This window comes from Mitsuokella multacida DSM 20544 (assembly GCF_000155955.1).
Taxonomy (GTDB): Bacteria; Bacillota; Negativicutes; order Selenomonadales; family Selenomonadaceae; genus Mitsuokella; species Mitsuokella multacida.
Map to the genome: position 1 here is coordinate 90,497 of NZ_GG697141.2, position 17,543 is coordinate 108,039.

The 17,543-nt window shown below is 42.8% G+C and carries 30 protein-coding genes; 10 read left to right on the plus strand and 20 right to left on the minus strand.

Features of this window, described 5'->3' with window-relative positions; translation table 11 throughout:
- Positions 1-275: 275 nt before the first annotated feature.
- From MITSMUL_RS13085 to thyX, 4 genes are all read left to right on the plus strand, one after another.
- Entirely contained in the window at positions 276-1,322 is a 1,047-nt protein-coding gene (locus MITSMUL_RS13085) for a dUTP diphosphatase (RefSeq protein WP_005838955.1), read from the plus strand.
- Entirely contained in the window at positions 1,319-1,633 is a 315-nt protein-coding gene (locus tag MITSMUL_RS00505) for a hypothetical protein (RefSeq protein ID WP_040635197.1), read from the plus strand. Before MITSMUL_RS13085 ends, MITSMUL_RS00505 begins: the two co-directional genes overlap by 4 nt.
- Positions 1,630-2,190, plus strand: coding sequence for a sigma-70 RNA polymerase sigma factor region 4 domain-containing protein (locus MITSMUL_RS00510; RefSeq protein ID WP_005838957.1), 561 nt, complete (start codon positions 1,630-1,632; stop codon positions 2,188-2,190). Before MITSMUL_RS00505 ends, MITSMUL_RS00510 begins: the two co-directional genes overlap by 4 nt.
- A gap of 62 nt (positions 2,191-2,252) precedes the next feature.
- Positions 2,253-2,954, plus strand: coding sequence for an FAD-dependent thymidylate synthase (thyX, locus tag MITSMUL_RS00515; protein WP_040635199.1), 702 nt, complete (start codon positions 2,253-2,255; stop codon positions 2,952-2,954).
- A 36-nt stretch (positions 2,955-2,990) separates the two neighbouring features.
- On the opposite strand, the gene MITSMUL_RS00520 is transcribed toward thyX, so the two are convergent.
- The 20 genes from MITSMUL_RS00520 to MITSMUL_RS00605 form a co-directional block, all read right to left on the minus strand.
- A complete protein-coding gene (locus MITSMUL_RS00520; RefSeq protein ID WP_005838959.1) occupies positions 2,991-3,266 on the minus strand; it encodes a hypothetical protein in 276 nt (91 codons plus the stop codon).
- 24 nt (positions 3,267-3,290) lie between these two features.
- Positions 3,291-3,833 carry a hypothetical protein gene (locus tag MITSMUL_RS00525; RefSeq protein WP_040635201.1) on the minus strand — a complete coding sequence of 181 codons (543 nt, stop codon included), beginning with the start codon at positions 3,831-3,833 and terminating at the stop codon, positions 3,291-3,293.
- A 15-nt stretch (positions 3,834-3,848) separates the two neighbouring features.
- Positions 3,849-4,229 carry a zinc ribbon domain-containing protein gene (locus tag MITSMUL_RS11990; RefSeq protein WP_147653049.1) on the minus strand — a complete coding sequence of 127 codons (381 nt, stop codon included), beginning with the start codon at positions 4,227-4,229 and terminating at the stop codon, positions 3,849-3,851.
- Positions 4,230-4,313: 84 nt separating this feature from the next.
- Positions 4,314-4,598, minus strand: coding sequence for a hypothetical protein (locus MITSMUL_RS00535; RefSeq protein WP_005838963.1), 285 nt, complete (start codon positions 4,596-4,598; stop codon positions 4,314-4,316).
- Position 4,599: 1 nt separating this feature from the next.
- Complete coding sequence (locus MITSMUL_RS00540) at positions 4,600-4,860, minus strand: hypothetical protein (protein ID WP_005838965.1); 261 nt, start codon at positions 4,858-4,860, stop codon at positions 4,600-4,602.
- A gap of 2 nt (positions 4,861-4,862) precedes the next feature.
- Positions 4,863-5,069 carry a hypothetical protein gene (locus tag MITSMUL_RS00545; RefSeq protein ID WP_040635203.1) on the minus strand — a complete coding sequence of 69 codons (207 nt, stop codon included), beginning with the start codon at positions 5,067-5,069 and terminating at the stop codon, positions 4,863-4,865.
- Between the two features lie 209 nt (positions 5,070-5,278).
- Positions 5,279-5,551 carry a hypothetical protein gene (locus MITSMUL_RS00550; RefSeq protein WP_005838969.1) on the minus strand — a complete coding sequence of 91 codons (273 nt, stop codon included), beginning with the start codon at positions 5,549-5,551 and terminating at the stop codon, positions 5,279-5,281.
- A gap of 614 nt (positions 5,552-6,165) precedes the next feature.
- Positions 6,166-7,068 carry a BRO-N domain-containing protein gene (locus tag MITSMUL_RS13130; protein WP_187115569.1) on the minus strand — a complete coding sequence of 301 codons (903 nt, stop codon included), beginning with the start codon at positions 7,066-7,068 and terminating at the stop codon, positions 6,166-6,168.
- A 19-nt stretch (positions 7,069-7,087) separates the two neighbouring features.
- A complete protein-coding gene (locus MITSMUL_RS00560) occupies positions 7,088-7,885 on the minus strand; it encodes a tyrosine-type recombinase/integrase (RefSeq protein ID WP_005838972.1) in 798 nt (265 codons plus the stop codon).
- Positions 7,886-8,080: 195 nt separating this feature from the next.
- Positions 8,081-8,260, minus strand: a complete 180-nt coding sequence (locus MITSMUL_RS00565; RefSeq protein WP_005838974.1) for a hypothetical protein — start codon at positions 8,258-8,260, stop codon at positions 8,081-8,083.
- Between the two features lie 4 nt (positions 8,261-8,264).
- Complete coding sequence (locus tag MITSMUL_RS12610; protein ID WP_005838976.1) at positions 8,265-8,435, minus strand: hypothetical protein; 171 nt, start codon at positions 8,433-8,435, stop codon at positions 8,265-8,267.
- Between the two features lie 12 nt (positions 8,436-8,447).
- On the minus strand, positions 8,448-8,792 hold the full coding sequence (locus MITSMUL_RS00570) for a hypothetical protein (protein WP_005838978.1): 345 nt from the start codon (positions 8,790-8,792) through the stop codon (positions 8,448-8,450).
- A gap of 3 nt (positions 8,793-8,795) precedes the next feature.
- Positions 8,796-9,095 carry a hypothetical protein gene (locus MITSMUL_RS00575; protein ID WP_005838980.1) on the minus strand — a complete coding sequence of 100 codons (300 nt, stop codon included), beginning with the start codon at positions 9,093-9,095 and terminating at the stop codon, positions 8,796-8,798.
- Positions 9,096-9,179: 84 nt separating this feature from the next.
- Positions 9,180-9,620: a hypothetical protein gene (locus MITSMUL_RS00580; protein ID WP_005838981.1), complete on the minus strand. Its 441-nt coding sequence runs from the start codon at positions 9,618-9,620 to the stop codon at positions 9,180-9,182.
- 6 nt (positions 9,621-9,626) lie between these two features.
- The gene (locus MITSMUL_RS12615) at positions 9,627-9,794 is read right to left on the minus strand and encodes a hypothetical protein (protein ID WP_005838983.1); all 168 of its coding nucleotides are present in this window, start codon (positions 9,792-9,794) and stop codon (positions 9,627-9,629) included.
- A 68-nt stretch (positions 9,795-9,862) separates the two neighbouring features.
- Positions 9,863-10,519, minus strand: a complete 657-nt coding sequence (locus MITSMUL_RS00585) for a DUF7227 family protein (RefSeq protein WP_156779525.1) — start codon at positions 10,517-10,519, stop codon at positions 9,863-9,865.
- Positions 10,520-10,524: 5 nt separating this feature from the next.
- The gene (locus MITSMUL_RS00590) at positions 10,525-10,992 is read right to left on the minus strand and encodes a JAB domain-containing protein (RefSeq protein WP_147653053.1); all 468 of its coding nucleotides are present in this window, start codon (positions 10,990-10,992) and stop codon (positions 10,525-10,527) included.
- Between the two features lies 1 nt (position 10,993).
- Positions 10,994-11,242, minus strand: coding sequence for a hypothetical protein (locus MITSMUL_RS00595; RefSeq protein WP_005838988.1), 249 nt, complete (start codon positions 11,240-11,242; stop codon positions 10,994-10,996).
- A 5-nt stretch (positions 11,243-11,247) separates the two neighbouring features.
- Entirely contained in the window at positions 11,248-11,508 is a 261-nt protein-coding gene (locus MITSMUL_RS00600; protein WP_005838990.1) for a hypothetical protein, read from the minus strand.
- 16 nt (positions 11,509-11,524) lie between these two features.
- Positions 11,525-11,983 (minus strand): hypothetical protein, encoded by a 459-nt coding sequence (locus MITSMUL_RS00605; protein WP_005838992.1) that lies wholly within the window; start codon positions 11,981-11,983, stop codon positions 11,525-11,527.
- A gap of 2,396 nt (positions 11,984-14,379) precedes the next feature.
- On the opposite strand from MITSMUL_RS00605, the gene MITSMUL_RS12000 reads away from it, so the two are divergent.
- From MITSMUL_RS12000 to MITSMUL_RS00635, 6 genes are all read left to right on the plus strand, one after another.
- Positions 14,380-15,042, plus strand: coding sequence for a PhoH family protein (locus tag MITSMUL_RS12000; protein WP_005838995.1), 663 nt, complete (start codon positions 14,380-14,382; stop codon positions 15,040-15,042).
- Between the two features lie 19 nt (positions 15,043-15,061).
- On the plus strand, positions 15,062-15,235 hold the full coding sequence (locus MITSMUL_RS12620) for a hypothetical protein (protein WP_005838996.1): 174 nt from the start codon (positions 15,062-15,064) through the stop codon (positions 15,233-15,235).
- On the plus strand, positions 15,228-15,416 hold the full coding sequence (locus tag MITSMUL_RS00620) for a hypothetical protein (RefSeq protein ID WP_005838997.1): 189 nt from the start codon (positions 15,228-15,230) through the stop codon (positions 15,414-15,416). Before MITSMUL_RS12620 ends, MITSMUL_RS00620 begins: the two co-directional genes overlap by 8 nt.
- 286 nt (positions 15,417-15,702) lie before the next feature.
- Positions 15,703-16,359: a phosphoadenosine phosphosulfate reductase domain-containing protein gene (locus tag MITSMUL_RS12260; RefSeq protein ID WP_084778520.1), complete on the plus strand. Its 657-nt coding sequence runs from the start codon at positions 15,703-15,705 to the stop codon at positions 16,357-16,359.
- Positions 16,352-16,552 (plus strand): hypothetical protein, encoded by a 201-nt coding sequence (locus tag MITSMUL_RS00630; RefSeq protein ID WP_040635207.1) that lies wholly within the window; start codon positions 16,352-16,354, stop codon positions 16,550-16,552. The genes MITSMUL_RS12260 and MITSMUL_RS00630 overlap by 8 nt, the downstream gene beginning before the upstream one ends.
- Before the next feature lie 292 nt (positions 16,553-16,844).
- Positions 16,845-17,435, plus strand: coding sequence for a phage antirepressor KilAC domain-containing protein (locus MITSMUL_RS00635; RefSeq protein WP_040635208.1), 591 nt, complete (start codon positions 16,845-16,847; stop codon positions 17,433-17,435).
- Positions 17,436-17,543 lie beyond the last annotated feature (108 nt).

Genomic DNA, 17,543 nt, shown 5'->3' on the forward strand with positions numbered 1-17,543 from the left:
TTGCCAGACAGACAGATAATGAATCCGCTAAAGAGGCAGCCAAAGAAGCCTACCTTACGCTAGTCATGTCCTGTCCCGTTGGTACTCTAGTACCATGTGACAATGCCCATTAAGGCATACCTCATTGCAGATAACCATGGCAATGTGTGGACAATGCGTTCCACCATTGCCGCTGCAATGGAAAAAGCAGAGGAGTTGCATGCAGCTCATCCTCTAATCCGATATAGAATTCATGAAGTGACCAAGACTCAGATTGTAAAACGGGAGGAATTATATTGAATATCAAAGACCATTTAGAAGGAAATAAATACGGAAAACTTACTGTTATTGAGAGGGATAAAAACAAAGGAGGTTCACACTGGATATGCAAATGTGACTGCGGAAACATAACTTCTGTAGTAGGTACAGACCTAAAATTAGGTAAAACTAAATCATGTGGGTGTCTTGGAAGGGAAATACACAGAGAGAAGAGTACAAAGCACGGGTTTTCTAAGACAAAACTATATAGAATCTGGAAGGGAATGAAAAGCAGATGTTACAGTAAGGGTCACAATAGTTACAAATATTACGGAGGAAAAGGGATAAAAGTATGCAAGCAGTGGGAGCACGATTTTGTGGCCTTTCGTACATGGTCGCTGAATAACGGATATAAGGAAGGACTATCTATAGATAGAATTGATAGTAATAAAGACTACGGGCCAGATAACTGTAGATGGGTGACACCTCTTGTTCAATCCAATAATACTTCCAGAAATCACATTATTACGTACCACGGGGAATCCAAAACTATGGCAGAGTGGGCAGACGAGGTTGGCATAAAGTATTCCACCTTGAGGGGCAGAATTAATACCAGTAAATGGCCTATAGAAAAAGCCCTGTTTGCTCCCTTACAGCGTCAAGAAGAAGCCGTTATCAAAGTAAAGTATAGAGATAGTCTTTGCCAATTAGAACAAAATGGCAGTTGGATAGACCTGAGAGCATCACAAGATTACTCTTACAAAAAAGGAGATTTTATAATGATAGACTTAGGTGTTTGTATTAAATTACCAGAAAGACATGAAGCACATCTACTTCCTCGTTCAAGTACATTTAAGAGATATGGCTTGATTATGACTAATTCTATGGGAATTATCGACTCCGCATACTCGGGAAATGATGATTGGTGGGCAATGCCATGTCTTGCAGTAAGGGATGGAGAAATCCATAAAGGGGATAGAGTTGCACAGTTTAGGATTGCAAAAGAGCAACCCGTTATGTATGCAGAATCCGTTGACCATCTTGATGATGTATCTCGTGGCGGCTTTGGGAGTACAGGAAGATGAAACAGAATATTAATGGCATGACCATCGTAAGACTCCTGGTTGACTACGGCGACTCTGGATTTCTTTACTGCATGACCATTGCCACAAAGGATAAAGACATGCTTTTTCAGTGCATGAAAGGGTATTCCCATGATGTTCGATATCTGGACACCAAGAAGAGAGCAGGGAAGAACGACAAGGGCAACCGTAGACTCCCGGACGGCTCCATTATCATCGGTGCGACTGCTTTTGGTGACAAGGTATCAGCCAACACAGCCTTTAACAAATCTGAAAACCGTATGAATCTCATTCGTCAGGCGGTGATGGTATGAAGGATTCTATTGAACAATTCCTAGATGATTATAAAGCAGGGCGCATTGACGTCAACGCACTCCAAAGGCGAATCAATTATATGGATTGGAGCCAGAATAAGCCGATGGCAATGCCGATGGATTATATCGAATCCAGTGAGGAGCCATGTGAAACCCTTGTTAACAGAGAGAAGTCTAATGACCTCGCTACGGCATTACATGACCTAAAAATGAACCTCTCAGATGATGACTGGAACATGTTTCTCATGACGGCCAATGGTTGTACCCAAGAGGAAATCGCCAACAAGTTACACTATACCCGCAGTTCAGTCATACGGCATATGCAGCGCATTGCCAAGATCAAACCTGAGTTACGTACTTTACTGAAAAAGGATACCCCAATGTACTTCGCGGATACGCCAAAGGATAAGCTGCGGTATCCCATGGACATTGCACGGAAGGTCACTGACCCAGACGGTAAAGTCCGTTGCCACCTTCCTGAATACCTCCATACCCAGGATTGTGACTCTATCTGTACCTATTGCCAAAACTGTACTCGTAAGACTTCCCAGTGTTAAAAAATAGGGGACTACCTAATAAGTAGCCCCTATTAATTCACTTGATTGAGAGGAGAATCATTTTGAACGTTATTCTGTTAACCCATACCCCAGAGCCAGAGAAAATCATTGCTGCCGCTGCAAAGCTCTGTTATTCCCAGAAAGCTGACATTCAATCACTTATGGATGGCCTTGAACCAGATACGGTGAAAACATTCATCTCTAAGCTGATGTCCATGCACCATGAGAGTCCATTGGAACACGTGTCCTTCACCTTTGCCGTTGAGGATGTATCCCGTGCCCTTCTCGCACAAATCACAAGGCATCGCCTTGCATCCTTCTCTGTACGTTCCCAGAGGTATTGCTCAGAGGAAACCTTTAAGGCTGTTATACCAGATTCAATAGACAAGGACCCGAAGAAGCGGGTAATCTTCCGTGATGCTATTGTAGATGCGAAGAACGCATACAATGGATTGCAGAGACTCGGTGTTAAGAACGAGGATGCACGAGCTGTACTCCCTAACGCCTGTTGTACCCGCATGGTGTTCACGATGAACCTGCGTGAGTTATTACATTTCTTCAACCTTCGTTGCTGTGTTCGTGCTCAGACAGAGATTCGTGAACTTGCAAACCAGATGCTAATTCTCTGCAAAGAAGTCTCTCCGATTCTCTTTGAACACGCTGGTGCGCATTGTGAATCCCTTGGCTATTGCCCAGAAGGAAAAATGAGCTGCGGCAGAGCACCGACAATTGAAAAACTCTTGAGTGTGTATCGTTCCAAATAAAAAAACAGGGGCTACCTTATGGTAGTCCCTTTTGCGTTACTCAATTTCCCCTGTCTCCAGATTTAACTTCTTTCCCTTGTCGATCCTGTAAGCTGTACATGGTCCGTGTTCCATGTCTGTCCATACAAGATGATAGAGAGGTACATATCCGTTCTCAATGTCATCCCCAAGGCGAATACAATCTGATTCCCATGTCCCTTCATTCCATTCAAGGTCAGACAAGGGGATGTAATCGCCATCCCTATGACCTACATCTTCAAGAATCTCTCTGATAGTCATGTTGTATACGGTCGTATCCATTGTAACCTTCATAGTCCTCACTCCTTGTTCTTGATACTAGTTAACGTACGCTTTCACCTCAAAATACCAGTGGCTTCTAACCCTATCGTGCTCAGTTACCAGCCGATAGTATCTTTGTGTATCGTGACAGTAGAAGAAGCCACGCCCATATTCCTTCGCATTATCTCTTGCTCTGCATAACTGACGTATTTCTTCGCTATCCCAAGTATAGTTTTCAGAATCAGTTCCAACGGCAGTGAGTAGTAGAGTAGTGGCAATGTGCTCCAATGCCATTGAATTCGTAGAGTCTGGAACAGTCATTGATAGTCCACAAACGTACCCAGGCTCATTCTGGAATACAGCCATAACCCATTCATCTAGATTGTACGTGATGTACATCCGCGTATAGTCGTTCGGACCTTCTACTTGTCGCATGGGCACGTAGAACTTCACATCGTCTGTGAAACGTGAATTAATAGCTGCTTTAGTCTGTTCTACACTGTATGTTTCGTTTAGTTCAACCTGTTGTGGACTTGCAAAGGCAACGCTAGACAACAATATCATCATGGTTGAAACTATTGATACAAATACTCTTTTCATAGTCCTCACTCCTTGTTATTCTACTTCTCTGCCACAGTACCGACAAACCTTGGCGTCTTTTTTGATGTACTCCGCGCAATACGGGCAGACCTTCATGTCAGCCATGTTTGGCTTAGGGTCTTTAGCAAGGACGCAAATCAAGGCAATCGGGAAAAAGAGAATCCCAAACACTCGCCACAAGCCTAAATCCGTGAAGTTCTTCTGCTCGGCAATGTCAACAATGATACTAGACAAAAGCCAGTACCCAAAACAGAGAAACGCCAAGGACACCAAGAAACCGCCAAAGTCAAAAAAGTTCGAGTAAGGGCGAACAAGCGTCTCATAGTAAAGGGCATCAATAAACAGAACGATTGGTGCACCGACGATAAATCTCAATATATTTTTCGTTGTACTCACTCCTTATTTATAATCCAATCCATACGCGACTCAAGTCATATCAGTTACCTCCTCAGATATACTCTACATCAAATTCCCTATTAATCATAATCGCTTCACGGCGAGTGCAAACGTAATGGTCTGGCTCATCCTGTCAAGTATAACACAGAAGTTGTTCCCATAGGACTTCTGCATATCTTCGTAGTCTGCATAGCATACTACAGGGTCGCCTTCTTCCTCGGCAATGACAAAACGACGTTGATGCATCCATTTCTCACGCTCCTCGTCGCTCGTGAACGCATAAGAACTAAAACCGCCGCAGCCAACACCACGGCTCCAGAACTTTGCATAGAATAGGTTCTTCTTGTTGGTGTTCTTGTCCATAGTCATTTTATTTCTCCTCCTCTTTCTCGATAGACAACAAGCAATCACCCATAAGGTCTTCTCTATTGTCGTAGTCATCAATATCACGGCCACAATAATAAGCTAACTGGTCGTATGCATCGCTGTCAACGACATCCCAGGAGTCAGCCTTGTCTGTTTCCTTTTCGATATAGTCATACAATTCTCTTGCGGACGGATTGTAGTAGTTTTCATTCCTTGCGGTTCTAACGTCGTTCGTCCAATTTCCATTGCCATCTGTCCAAAGCATTGTCAATCATCCTCCTCTTCCAGTTTCTTTCTCATGTCCTTCTCGATGTAGTCGGCCATGATTTCTTTCAATGCATCCGTAATAGCAGATACGCTGTCAAATTCATCATCCATAAGGTCAGCCGCAATAGTATTCCCTGGTCCGAATGATAAAGTCGTATGGCCGTATTTGTTCTCTGCATTGATATCAATCTCAATCGTTGCTTTCATTGTAATCATCCTCCTATTCCTATTACTTCCTGCGGATGTATTCAAGTTCGTCTAACACATAATCAAACCTACATCCATGAACCGACGAATAAAGTGGACATCTACCACATTGATGTTCGTGAGTAGTAGTACGGCATCGCAAGTAATTTCCTTCATAGTTTCTACTTCTTTAATTATATTTTCCAATCTTGTCATAACACTCGCTCCTATTACTTCTTATCTACCCATTTGATTGTCTTTACAGGGACAACCTCTTGACATTCGACTTCCTCTTCGTCTTCCCAAGGCGTCCAATCCTCTGGCTCCTCTGGTTTATCATAACTAGCTCGATATGTCTTTCCGTCTACGTCCCTGAAAATCAACGTATGGTCGACCAGGCCACAATCAGCGTAGTCAATTGTATCCTCGATGAAATATTCGTTACACAAACTATATGGGAGACCAAGCTCCTCAATAAGATATTCCCTCTTGAATTTCTTCATCGTAATCACTCCTATTTCATTTACTAGTTGCCCATACTACTAAAAACGTAAATATAATCCCTGCCGTAATCATTCCTTCATCATCTGCTACTTAAAACATAGATAAATGTGCCTATGCTAAGATGTTTTGCTACAATCTCACGATTTGTAGTTCCTTGTTCATCATATCCGTCCTCGCCGTCAAAAGACAGGCTACTAACGTTTGAGTGATACTCCAAAGGCGTAAATTCCCGACTAGCCATCGGTACATATTGACAGTATCTTGTTTGTGATATTCTGCCAATTACATCTAGTAGCTTTCTCCTTTCATAATATTTTGTTTTTGCGTATTGGTTCGCCAACCTTGCTTGGTTCTCGCATTTACCACTGTCCAACGGCTACCATCAGGGTTCTATCCCGTAGTTAGACGGACTGTTTCAACCGCCTCTGGCTTATTTCCAGCCGTTCCGACTGCTGTAAAGTCAGCACAAACTAACTCAATGGATTCTTTGAGTCTTTAGCATATTGCTACACTTTTATTCATATTTGAGCATCCTTTCAGTTGCTTAAATTTCCTGTTTTTATTCACCAGTTGACCATACAATCAAAAAAGGTAAACAAAATAACAGCTGCAATCATTCCTTCATCATCTGTCTGCTGACCAATACCTGTGCCGTATCCCTTGTTATAAGGTATGCTTTGATACTCCGAATCTGCTTCACGATCTCGTCCAGTTTCTCATCCACTGTATTCGACGTAGAGTCATCAGATTCCTTCATGGAATAGCTGCCAGTCTTACGAATGGACGGCAAGACTTCCGATGTTACCCAATGCTTGAACCGTCTCGCCGATTCCAGTTTGCTGCCAAAGATAAGGCTGTACATACCTGACTCATTGATTATTGTGAGTCCTCTCGGCGGCACATTGAGTCCTGTGATATTGATAGGAGAGGGGAATGGATTTCCCAAAGTACGTGATTCCCGTACTTTAGAACCATTCTCATTTATACCATTGATTTCCAAACGTCGCGTTTTGCGACCTTTAGAATTACCATTGTTGCCTAAACGCCCTAAAACAGGGCTTTTAGAACTATTCTCATTTACTACAACAATTCCCATGCCATTCTTTTGCTTCAGTAACGCCTTATCTTCATCGTAAACATGTTCCCTGATAGCATTCCTTTCCTTTAAATACCCCAAGTCTTCGGCAACATCCTTGCCAACAAACCAGGGATTCCCATTCGCATCCTCAATGACACGTAGCTGCTGAAATTCCGAACACGAAAATGACATGACATTTCCAACTGGATTTGCCTGAACCAACTCCCTGCCAAATCCCTGTACGCTCAATGCCTTATCCATGTCGCCAGTCGTGAATAACAGGATTCCTCTAGGGTATTTCCTGCTAGTCCTATTCTCATCCCCAAACATGACCGACTCTGCCCGTGTTAACTTCATAGGTTCAATCCCATGGCGTTTACAGAATGAATGAACGCCGTTGTATGAACTCACCCCGATAATCTTCTTGAATTCCTTCATAGTGTATACTCGTTCACCTTTATAGAACATGACCATATACCTCCCTTAAAATATCCCTTGTCTTATCTTCGTCTATATTCAAGTATCCCATTGTCGTTGTGATACTCGCATGTCTCATGGCAACCTGTATGTCCTGCACGGGTATCCCATTACGCGACAAGGTATTAGCAAAGTACCTTCTCAGGCTATGCGCATGGAATGCCAGGCCGTTATCATGGAACTCGTTACGGATGAACTGTGCAAGGCCATTGCAGCTCATGCGCACCCCTCTGTGATTCAGGAAGAGGGCAGGGGACTCACTTTTTCTTTCCTTAATATATGCCTTGAGACTCGACAGGACGCGCGGATGGACTAACGGGATGATAGCATCGCGCTTTCCTTTGGTGTTCCGTAGTCTCAGCCTATGCCCATTCAGTATGTCATCCATGTCTAAACCAACAACTTCTCCAACGCGCAACCCATTGTAAGCCATCAGCGCGAACATAGCTCGATCTCTATGCGTTAACAGGTTGCCCCAGACAAGCTCAACGTCCTTATCCGTTGGGCACTCCTGTATAGTCACGTTCGGCCTATAGGACTTGATGAGTTTCTTATGTGCCTTGTCGTACATGTCATTATACTCAAGGGCAATACAGAGCACTTTAAGCGTTTGCTTTTTCGTACTGTCTGCAAGGTCATTTTCCAAGAACAACTTGATTTCATCCAATGAACCATCCTTGAAGTATCTCAAGGCATTCCGATAGTTCTTATATGTGTTATCCGACTTCGTTGCATGAACATCATCCAGGAAGTCATGCCATAAACTCATGTCTCCCATGTTCTTCCCATCTCCTCTCAGCAGCCGAACGTACAACCTTATCCTTCATGGTACGAATCAATGGACGCTCCCCAAGGTTATACAGTGCCCATACCCTGTGCTCTGTTTCCAGACAATAGCAGGGGACACGCCATTTCCTTTTTCTATCCTTGTTATACTCAGGCTCTCCAATAAGCCTATATGTCAACACGTGTTTCATTTGCCAAACCTCCAAACGCCGTTGCTTTCCTCTACGTGAAAATGGGATTCCTTGCCGTCAATCGTGTTGTATACTGTGCCACCTTCTCCAATTTTCCAGATACCATCAATGTAGAAACGCTTGATTTTCTCCAACATTTCCCGCTTAGAATATGCTTCTAAAATAATCCTCTCCATGTCATTACCCTGCCTTCCTATGCACCTTATAGCGATCCGCAACACGTTCCAGGGCTATCCGTTGGATTTTCCCTAGTGTATACACGTCATCGCATGGCGTTCCTCTTGCAAGATTCCTGTATTCCTTCCGTACATCTTCCGTGAATTCACGAATAAACGTGTTGAATTCCTTCATGTTTATACCTCCTTAACCAATAGCAGGTGTTCTCATAGCGTTATGTCCATCGTTTACGCCACTGTTATAGGCATGTTCGTTGCAGGATACGTTTGTATGCGTTACCCTGGCATATGGGAAAAGCTCCTGGACTTTATCGTCAACCTCCATTGACTTCTTGACGTCCTTAATGCTTTCCTCTAGCTCTTCTAGAGCCAGGCGGATGGATGCATTCTCTTCCTCTAGCTCGCTATGTCTTTCCGTAACCTCTTCATCGACGCGACGAGAGATGTAATGCTCTATAGCCTTCTCGATCTCTACGGCTTCCGCCATAGTAAAGCGCGAACGAATTAACTTCTGTACCTCTAGAATAGTCATATATCATCCCTCCAATAATTCCAAGGCCACATAGTTTTCTTCTTTTTTGTTGCAGCAGATGTAAACACCTTTATTTCTCGTCTCAACCATAGCAAAATCCTTGCCACAGCAATGCTCTACAATTCTTCTCGTTGTCGCTGCTACCTTATTCCAGCATTCGCCCATCTCGTTATCGCAAACCCACTCATCACGCTTTTTCTTGGAGTCGAATGCGTAAAAGGTAAAGGCATTTCCTCTACCTCCAAACGATTCGTAAGAGATGTTAACGCCATACTCGTAATACTCAGCATAGTACATTCTCATTTCAATTACCTCCTATAAAGTTAACCACTAGTTGATACCGTAGAGCCTACAAAAGTGTTATCCCTTGTAGGCTCTGGCTACCAATTAGAAGTCATAGCATCTTGCGCCGTTTACGTAGAACCAAACCTTGCAGGTTTTACAGTATTCCGCGATACACTCTGGTGTAGCCTGATATTTGTGGAAATACTTAACATACGCATTGTCTAACCATTCTGCAACGGAATAGCCGTACTGATTCCACTTCAGGTCAACGAGCAGATTTGACATGATAATGTTTTTCAGCTCGACGTTATTCATTTCGTCAAGTGTAGCCAATGCGCTAGCCAGGTTAATGTCAGAATTCTGCTTGCCAAGGAATCTAGCACCAGTCCAATAGATGCCATCGAACGCCTTGCAGATGATTTTCGCGCAGTCTGCAAGTTCCTGCTTAATGATAAGGTTATGATCGCCCGCCATAACTCTGTATGCGCTTGCCTTGGCACTCTTGCCCAGTTCCTCGTAGGAATACAGCGTAATCTTTTTCATTTCAATTCATCCTTTCTGGCTATGATACATGTAAACACCTAATCCGATTACATACAATCCCAAAAGCGTATGGGACTGAACAAACCCACCTACGTCAAATACTGGCGCGATAGGGGAAAACCATCCTGCTACCATCGTCAGGATCAGCAAAACAACAAGCATGACCTTTTCCATTTTTATCCACTTCCTTTTAATTGTTCTAGTGTGCGGACTATCATGGGGATAATCCGTACAAAGAGCAATCAAAAGTCCATCAGAAATGCTCGCGTCTTCTTCTTGTTCGTTCCATGGACAGGAAATACTATGACTTCTTTCCTTCCTTTCTTCCAACACTTGCCACAATCACGGCATGTCATGTTTTTGTCATGACTTGCAGGACAGAGTCTATAGGTTATCCCGTCAATACGACGAGCGGCCTTGTCTTTCTGTGTCCACTCATATACCGCCAATACAGCAGGCACATGATTTTCACGGCATTCCATAACCTGGCTTAATGTCTCGCATGACATATTAATGACAAAGCCATTTTCTGCCGCCTTGTGAATCAGCTGAAAATTCTCTGCCGACTTGCTAGCATGCGTATAGGTGTATGCCTTAACACCCTTATATGCTCTAGACAAATCGCGAATCAATTCGCCGTCAAGTTCGTCAGTGTCATGGATACACATATCGCCGGCCACATTGTGGCGCAACACTTTTGTATGGCCTTTTGATTCCATCATGTCAGCAAGGGTTTTTGATGTGCAATTACTCTGCACCCAATGGCGGCGAGTGGTGAAATTTTCACCATAGCATCCGTGACACTTAAACGGGCAGGACTTTGGACAGGTGTGGGGATCACTATACGTTTGTGAAATATCTCCTGTTTTCGTGTTGCAGGAATGTGCGACGTACTTCATTTTGGTTACCATATGATATTACATCTCCTCTCAGTTCCGTCCGTACGGAATGAATAGAAATTATCTCCTACAATGATATGGTCAAGAACAGGTACATCAAGAATATGTCCCGCTTTGACAAGTCTTTCTGTAATCGCCTTGTCTTCACGGCTTGGCGTAACGTCTCCACTTGGATGATTATGAAACACGAAGCAAGCGGCCGCGTTTGCCAACAAACAAGGCTGGAAAACCTCTCTAGGATGTACGAGAGAACAGTTTAGCGTTCCCTTTGTCACAACGGTAACACACAAGGGTTTACTCTTAGAGTCAATGGGCACGACAATGAACAGTTCACAAGGGACTGTGTCAAAGTCGATAACGCTCTTAATGAATTCGGCGGCGTCTTCTGGAGAATGCAAGGTTCTTGGGACGTCGTACTTGTGCGAGGATTCCTTAACGAGCTGTACACTCATACGCTTGATAATGGTTTTCATATTACTCATCCTCCTCATATTCTTCTGCTTTTAGCGCGTCGATTACAGTGGCGGCCTGGTCACTCATCGTTGTGCCCTCTACAGACTCGCTGTACACGACAGCAGGGGCATCCCAATGGCAACCATCCCAATTCTCTGCTTTCGCAATGGCATTACGTGCCGCCTTGGGGATCACGGCATAGATTTTTGTTGTTGTGATGTAGTTGTTACCGTAATATTCTGTGTAGCTCTCGTAAATAAACCTCTTCATATTAGTCACCCTTTATCTCCATATGCCTTAGCATATTCAGACTTGATTTTCTTCCTCAGATATTTCGGAAGGCACTCTGGAAAGTCAGCAGAAATAACAATCTTCCCATTTTTCTTGTCTGCGGCAAAGGACATGCAAGTGCCAAAGCTAGGAATGATAACCCCGACATATTCAAGCCATCCCGACATACGTCCATCTGGCCATATATTCGATACTTGAATCTCCCAATTTCTGCACTTGATGAGTGTGTTCATAAACTTCTTCATGATTAAATCCCCTTTCTCATGCTTCTCTCTTAATACCTAATACAAAGTCGAATTTATCGGCAAGAATCTCAGGAATCACAACGGCCCCAAACATTGCAGCCAATGACAATGCTACCATGGGCGCGACATATGGGCGCAAGGCATGGCCGTCGATGTATCCAATGATAACGGCGAGAATCAGGAACACCTGGGGAATCATGACAATGGCCGACACGATGAAGAACGTGACATTCTCAACGTAATTAAGGGAACGATTGACGCGCACAACGTCTTCATCGGCCATCGCCCAGTGACGTTTGAAGCCGCCAGCGATGTGACGGTCAAGTGCATCACGATGTAGATGGAACTTCTTGACGATGTCCGCCTTTGCCATACGTTCGACACGGCCAGACGCCCAACGGATGGCATAGTGTTCGCCCTTGTAGACGATAGCGCACGGACGGTTTTGAATGGAAATCTGTTCATAGCCTTTCATTTTGAAAACCCCTTTCAGATGTGTTATAATAGAGTTAACATCATATTGCAGGGCTTAATATTGATGTATTCTGTCCGTTCCTCCGTTTTGATCCTTTGGCAACATCGGGAATCTCAGTTACTCAATCAGGGACGCAGGATAAAATCCGTTGTGTGTTCGCTGAGTACCAATATTAAGCACTGTATATACAAGGTTAACATTGGATTGTCATCGCTATCGTGCGGGTTTGTAGTCTCATCTCTGAGGCATAGCCCGTGTCATGCACAATCAGTCTTTCGACGGTTCACTACGTTATTTTGGTTCGCTGCAACATTACAGCGTTTACATTATTTGGTTGTCTTATTTCTTTATCTCTCTCTTTATCTTGACTATAGTATACCGCAAAATAGCTGTATAGTACATCAATAGAATCACTTGTTACAGCTTATTAACACACATTATATCGCAATATCGCTGCATATCTCACTCGATCGCATTAATGCTCTTGATTTCAAAAAGGCGTCAAAACAGATGTGCAGTACAAGGGGACACGTAGCGGATCAGTCAATATGCAATGCATATATGTATAGTATGCAATAGGAGATGTATAACATGTCATTAAAACACAAATTAAAGGTACTATGTGCTAATAATGATATAACATTATTAGACATAATGAAGGCATATAATAAAGCATATGACAAGTCAATGGTATCTCAGACATTCTATAGAATGGTAAATAGTAACAATATGCGTTACAACCAATTATCAGATATGCTTGACTCAATTGGCTATGAAATTGTATTCCGACGCAAGCGCGATGGGGATCAGTAGAATTGTTTTTCTAAATTCAATTTGATTCAATGGATGAAAGCAGCCAAATACACATGAATGGCCGTTCACATGTATTGATCCTTATTGTGTTTCCGTTGTATGCGTTGATGTTACGTTGAGTTCCCGTTGTGTAGCCAATGAGATTACAACGAGATACCGTTGTATATTCCATTGTCATGACAGGCGTGTTGACAGATTGACGCGCGTTCTATACCACTAATATATTGACGTTCATCAATATGTTATCAAGGGAATAGTCATTGATCCTGACGATGGTATCTCGTTGTAATTCGCCTGGTTACAATGAATATCTATGTCATTCATTGAGATGCATTATCATATAATTGTCATCATTGGTATCACAATGACAGCAGCGCACAAGGCAATGACACATTACTGTATGTAATATTAGGTTGTAAATGGCGTAATATAATGGGTTATCGCGATGGAGATCGATACGTCCGCAAATCGGATACACTGATGGGGCGGTGCATTTCATCGTACCAATTTGGGAAACGTTGTCAGGAAAGTTCGCGGCATAGTCCCAACACAAACCGCGCACCTCATTGGAATTTCTACGTCATGCACCGTATTCATTGTGTCTCATTAAATTTCATGCAATTTCATTAAAAAACACCGCAATCCCCTTGTGCCACAAGGGTTTATCGAAGGTGAAACAGGGTAATCCGTTACCATTTCGTTGCAGAATCGTGCTCTACCCTTGTAAATCAAGGGTTTATACAAGGTGATACGGGTGATTCCTAAATGGGCACACAGGACAATCTGGACGTTCAGAAAAATTTTTTATATTTTTTTGAGATTTACCGAACAAATACCCCCATTTTTCGACATTATATATAGAGGGGTAATTTTATTACCAAGTCGAGTGAAGGTGGAGCCGTAGTATGCGTTGAGTGTCAATGCTACGCAGGCGTGAGCCATCGCATTTCTCTCTTCTTTTCCTTGGCCTACATTGTAAGTCAGAAACCTCCCTGCCTGACCGTAGGAAGTCGGGCTATTCAATCTTTACGTCCATGGCGTAAGTCAGAGTCATGCATAGATACCCATTGGGCAGCAGTGACAGCGTAAAGAGAGAAGAAAAGGAAGTGCCCCGGGGATAGTGTATCTTCACGGGGGATTACAGGGGGACATAGAGATACAATAGAGTATACTATAGTAACTCATTGGATATACATTGAATCTCTATAGATAACATTGTATTCAACGATAAGCGTATAGTCTTTAAACATAGTCCTTCCGTTGATAACAATGATTCTTATAGAGTTAATGGTTAGACAATGTAAGGCAATAGGGTTGCATTCCTTCCCTTGATTAAATAAATTACTTACGAAGTAAGTGTTTGCGATAGCAAACTTGAACCTTGATATACCTATGTACTCATTGAGATGAGTATAGTGTTCCAATGAATCTGATTGGAAACCGTTAGTGAACTATGTTTAAAGAACATAGTCTTTACAACAGAATACAATAACACTCATTGTATACTATAGATATACAATGTATATACATAGTATAGCCATGACCATAGAACTCTATGGTCTTTTTTATTAGGAGGACATAACATGAATGACAAAGAAATTCCGCTGTTCAACAAGGATCGTGACCGTTTCTATAAGAAGATGTCCAATGAACAACATGTGATGTTCGATAGCATCCTTGAGGTTCCATTTACCTTTGTAGAAGCCAAAGCAGGCTCTGGCAAGACAACTGTTGCATTTGCTGCTGGCATTGATATGCTCGCCAATGGTGTCATCAGTAAAATCATCTATATCATCAAGCCATCCAAGCGCAGCTATGCCAACGGATACTTACCAGGAGACCTTGAACAGAAAACAGCGCAATTATACTATGCTGCATATGACGCACTGGAAGTCCTTGGATTTTCACAGAGGGATATCCAGGCACTCATCAATACAGAACAGGTCATGCTCATTACAGACAATAATCTCCGTGGCGTGAACCTTATGGATTGCCTTGTCATCATCGACGAGGGACAGAACATGGGCGTGAGTGACTTACGATTGGTGTTGACGCGCATTCATGATGATTCTAAGTGTGTATTGCTTGGTGATTCTCGACAGAGTGACAATCCAGGCAACAAGGAGCATTGCTTTGTTGACTATGGAAACTACATGGTTGAGCACATTGGACGCAAGGTTGAGCTGACACGGAACTTCCGTGGACGTTTATCGAGGATTGCAGAGGAATACGAACCATTAGATTGAATTATAAGGGGATGTTTATTTGATATATATCACGATTCATGATGATAGCATTGAGGGTGCGTTGAAGGATATGACGGTGCGTGTGGATGATAATGGAAATCCCGCAGAGGTTTCGCACAAAGTCCAAGAAAAAGCCAACGAGCTGTTTACGGACTGGAATAATAAGCGTATGGAGGTGGAGCCTGATGAATAATGGCGCATTACTAATTCTCTTTGGTGTTCTCATGGCAGTTGTATCTCTGCTCTGTGCAAATAGCGTGCAGATGTTCAGAGCAACCGTGTGTGTTATGCTCCTCGTAGCAAATATTGGTATTTTGGCACTCGTTGCGGCTAGTTTTGAGGTCGTAGACGGGGATGACGAGGAGAAAAAATGAACCACACAAAAGACGAATTAAAGGAACTCCAGTCGCTCCCCTTGGTAGATAAGGTGGCGTTAACAAAGTTAAGAATCACTGAATGGCACGAGCATTATAACGGCAAAGTGTATGTAAGCTTTAGTGGCGGCAAGGACTCCTCTGTATTACTTCACATCGCAAGGGAAATTTACCCAGAAGTGGGGGGGTATTTGTTGATACTGGCTTAGAGTTTCCAGAAGTTAAAGACCATGTAAAGTCATTTGAAAATATTACAATCATACGTCCAAAGAAGTCCTTTGCTCAAGTGATTCAAGATGAAGGTTTGGTATTTCCGTCTAAGGAGGTTGCTCTAGACGTTTATTATGCTCGAAAAGGCTCTCTGTGGGCAATCAACAAATTTAATGGGCTTGATAGGCATGGAAACAAGGATGCCTACAAGCAGTCCAGTATGAAATGGAAATGGTTGATTGGTTCGCCGTACAAGATTAGCCCCTTCTGTTGCGACATAATGAAAAAGAAACCCGCTCATCAGTACACAAAACAGACTGGTGAGTTTCCGATACTAGCAACAATGGCTTCCGAGTCCAGGCTGAGGTATAATGCATGGATAAAGACAGGCTGCAATGCGTTTGATGCGACGTATCCATCGTCTAAGCCAATGAGTTTTTGGACAAATCAAGATGTCCTTGAATACATTGCTTATCATCGTGTGAAAATCCCTAGCGTCTATGGGAATGTTGTAAAATCTAAGAATGGGAAATACGCAACAACGGGGGAAGATAGGACTGGCTGTGTATTTTGCCCGATTGGATGTCATCTTGAAAAGGGAGATAGCCGTAGGTTTGTGCGACTGTCTAAGACGCATCCCAAGCTGTACGACTATTGCATGAACAAACTAGGAATGAAAGAACTACTTGATGCAATCCAAGAACATACTGGATGTGAAAAGCTTTATGTATGATAAGATTAGCTGCTTTGCAGATTGTGGCAGTGAGTGCCTTATAATGCGTGTTCCGTATGATATTGCAGCCACGATGATGAAGAATATGCCTGAATCTGATGCTAAAAACCAACTCATAGAGCGTGCAAGGGTGGCTTCTAGGCGTTCAAAGATATTGAAATCGGCTCTCGATGAAATTTTTGAAAAAAAATAAAAAAAATTACAAAACACCGAACAATTACCCCCATTTTTATACATTATATATAGAGGGGTAATTTTATATGATTATCACTCGTAGACACGGTTCGCCTCCTTACCGTGTCTATTTTCATGTCCAAGAGGCATAGGTGGGAAACTATTGTACACTCCCACCACCTACCGTCATAACGACGAACACGGTATATGGATTTCCCCTTTCGTTCATATGCCGTTACCATGGCAGGGACAAGGTTAATGCCTTGAATCTGCATTGAACGAGAATGGGGATGTGTAGAAAGGGAATTGATATGAATGAGAATTTTGGCGCGGTCGCTCATGTTGAATCTTACGGAGTGACCGTTAGTATTTATGGAACGTTACGGATGCCCTTTGTTAAGGCAATGGACTTAGCTGATTGGATTGACCATCGGTTAGGCCGTACAGAGGTCATGGTTGAGACGTTGGGTATCAGTCCATATCGTGATGAAAACAATGAGCCGTATTATACATTGCGGACAGCTGCAAAAACAATCCTTGAATATTTCCCTAGAGGAAATGGCAAGGCTTTCCTTGATGTGATTCATCGGAAACTCAAGTACCTCAATGTACGTGATGGACGAGAGTATATGAATCATGTTGATGATGATAAGGTATTCTCCATGAATCAGTTTGCAGGAACTGTATGGAATAGATTCAGTATTGGACACAACAAGCTGTATCGTTGGATGGTGAATCATGGATATATCTATAAGACACCTGAGAACAAATACATGCCATATCAGCGTTACATTGACTATGGATGGTTTATTGTCAATCCGCTGAAAGACGATAGGTCCTATACGGAAATCACGAGTTTAGGATCGTTGGTGTTGATGGAATCTCTAGAGCGTCACAACTGACGCTCTTTTGTTTTATAGGAGTGTAGCCAAGTGGCTATGTGTTAAAGATATGAATATTATAGGGATATAGTTTAATGGTTAAAACGATTGACTTTGAATCAATAGATT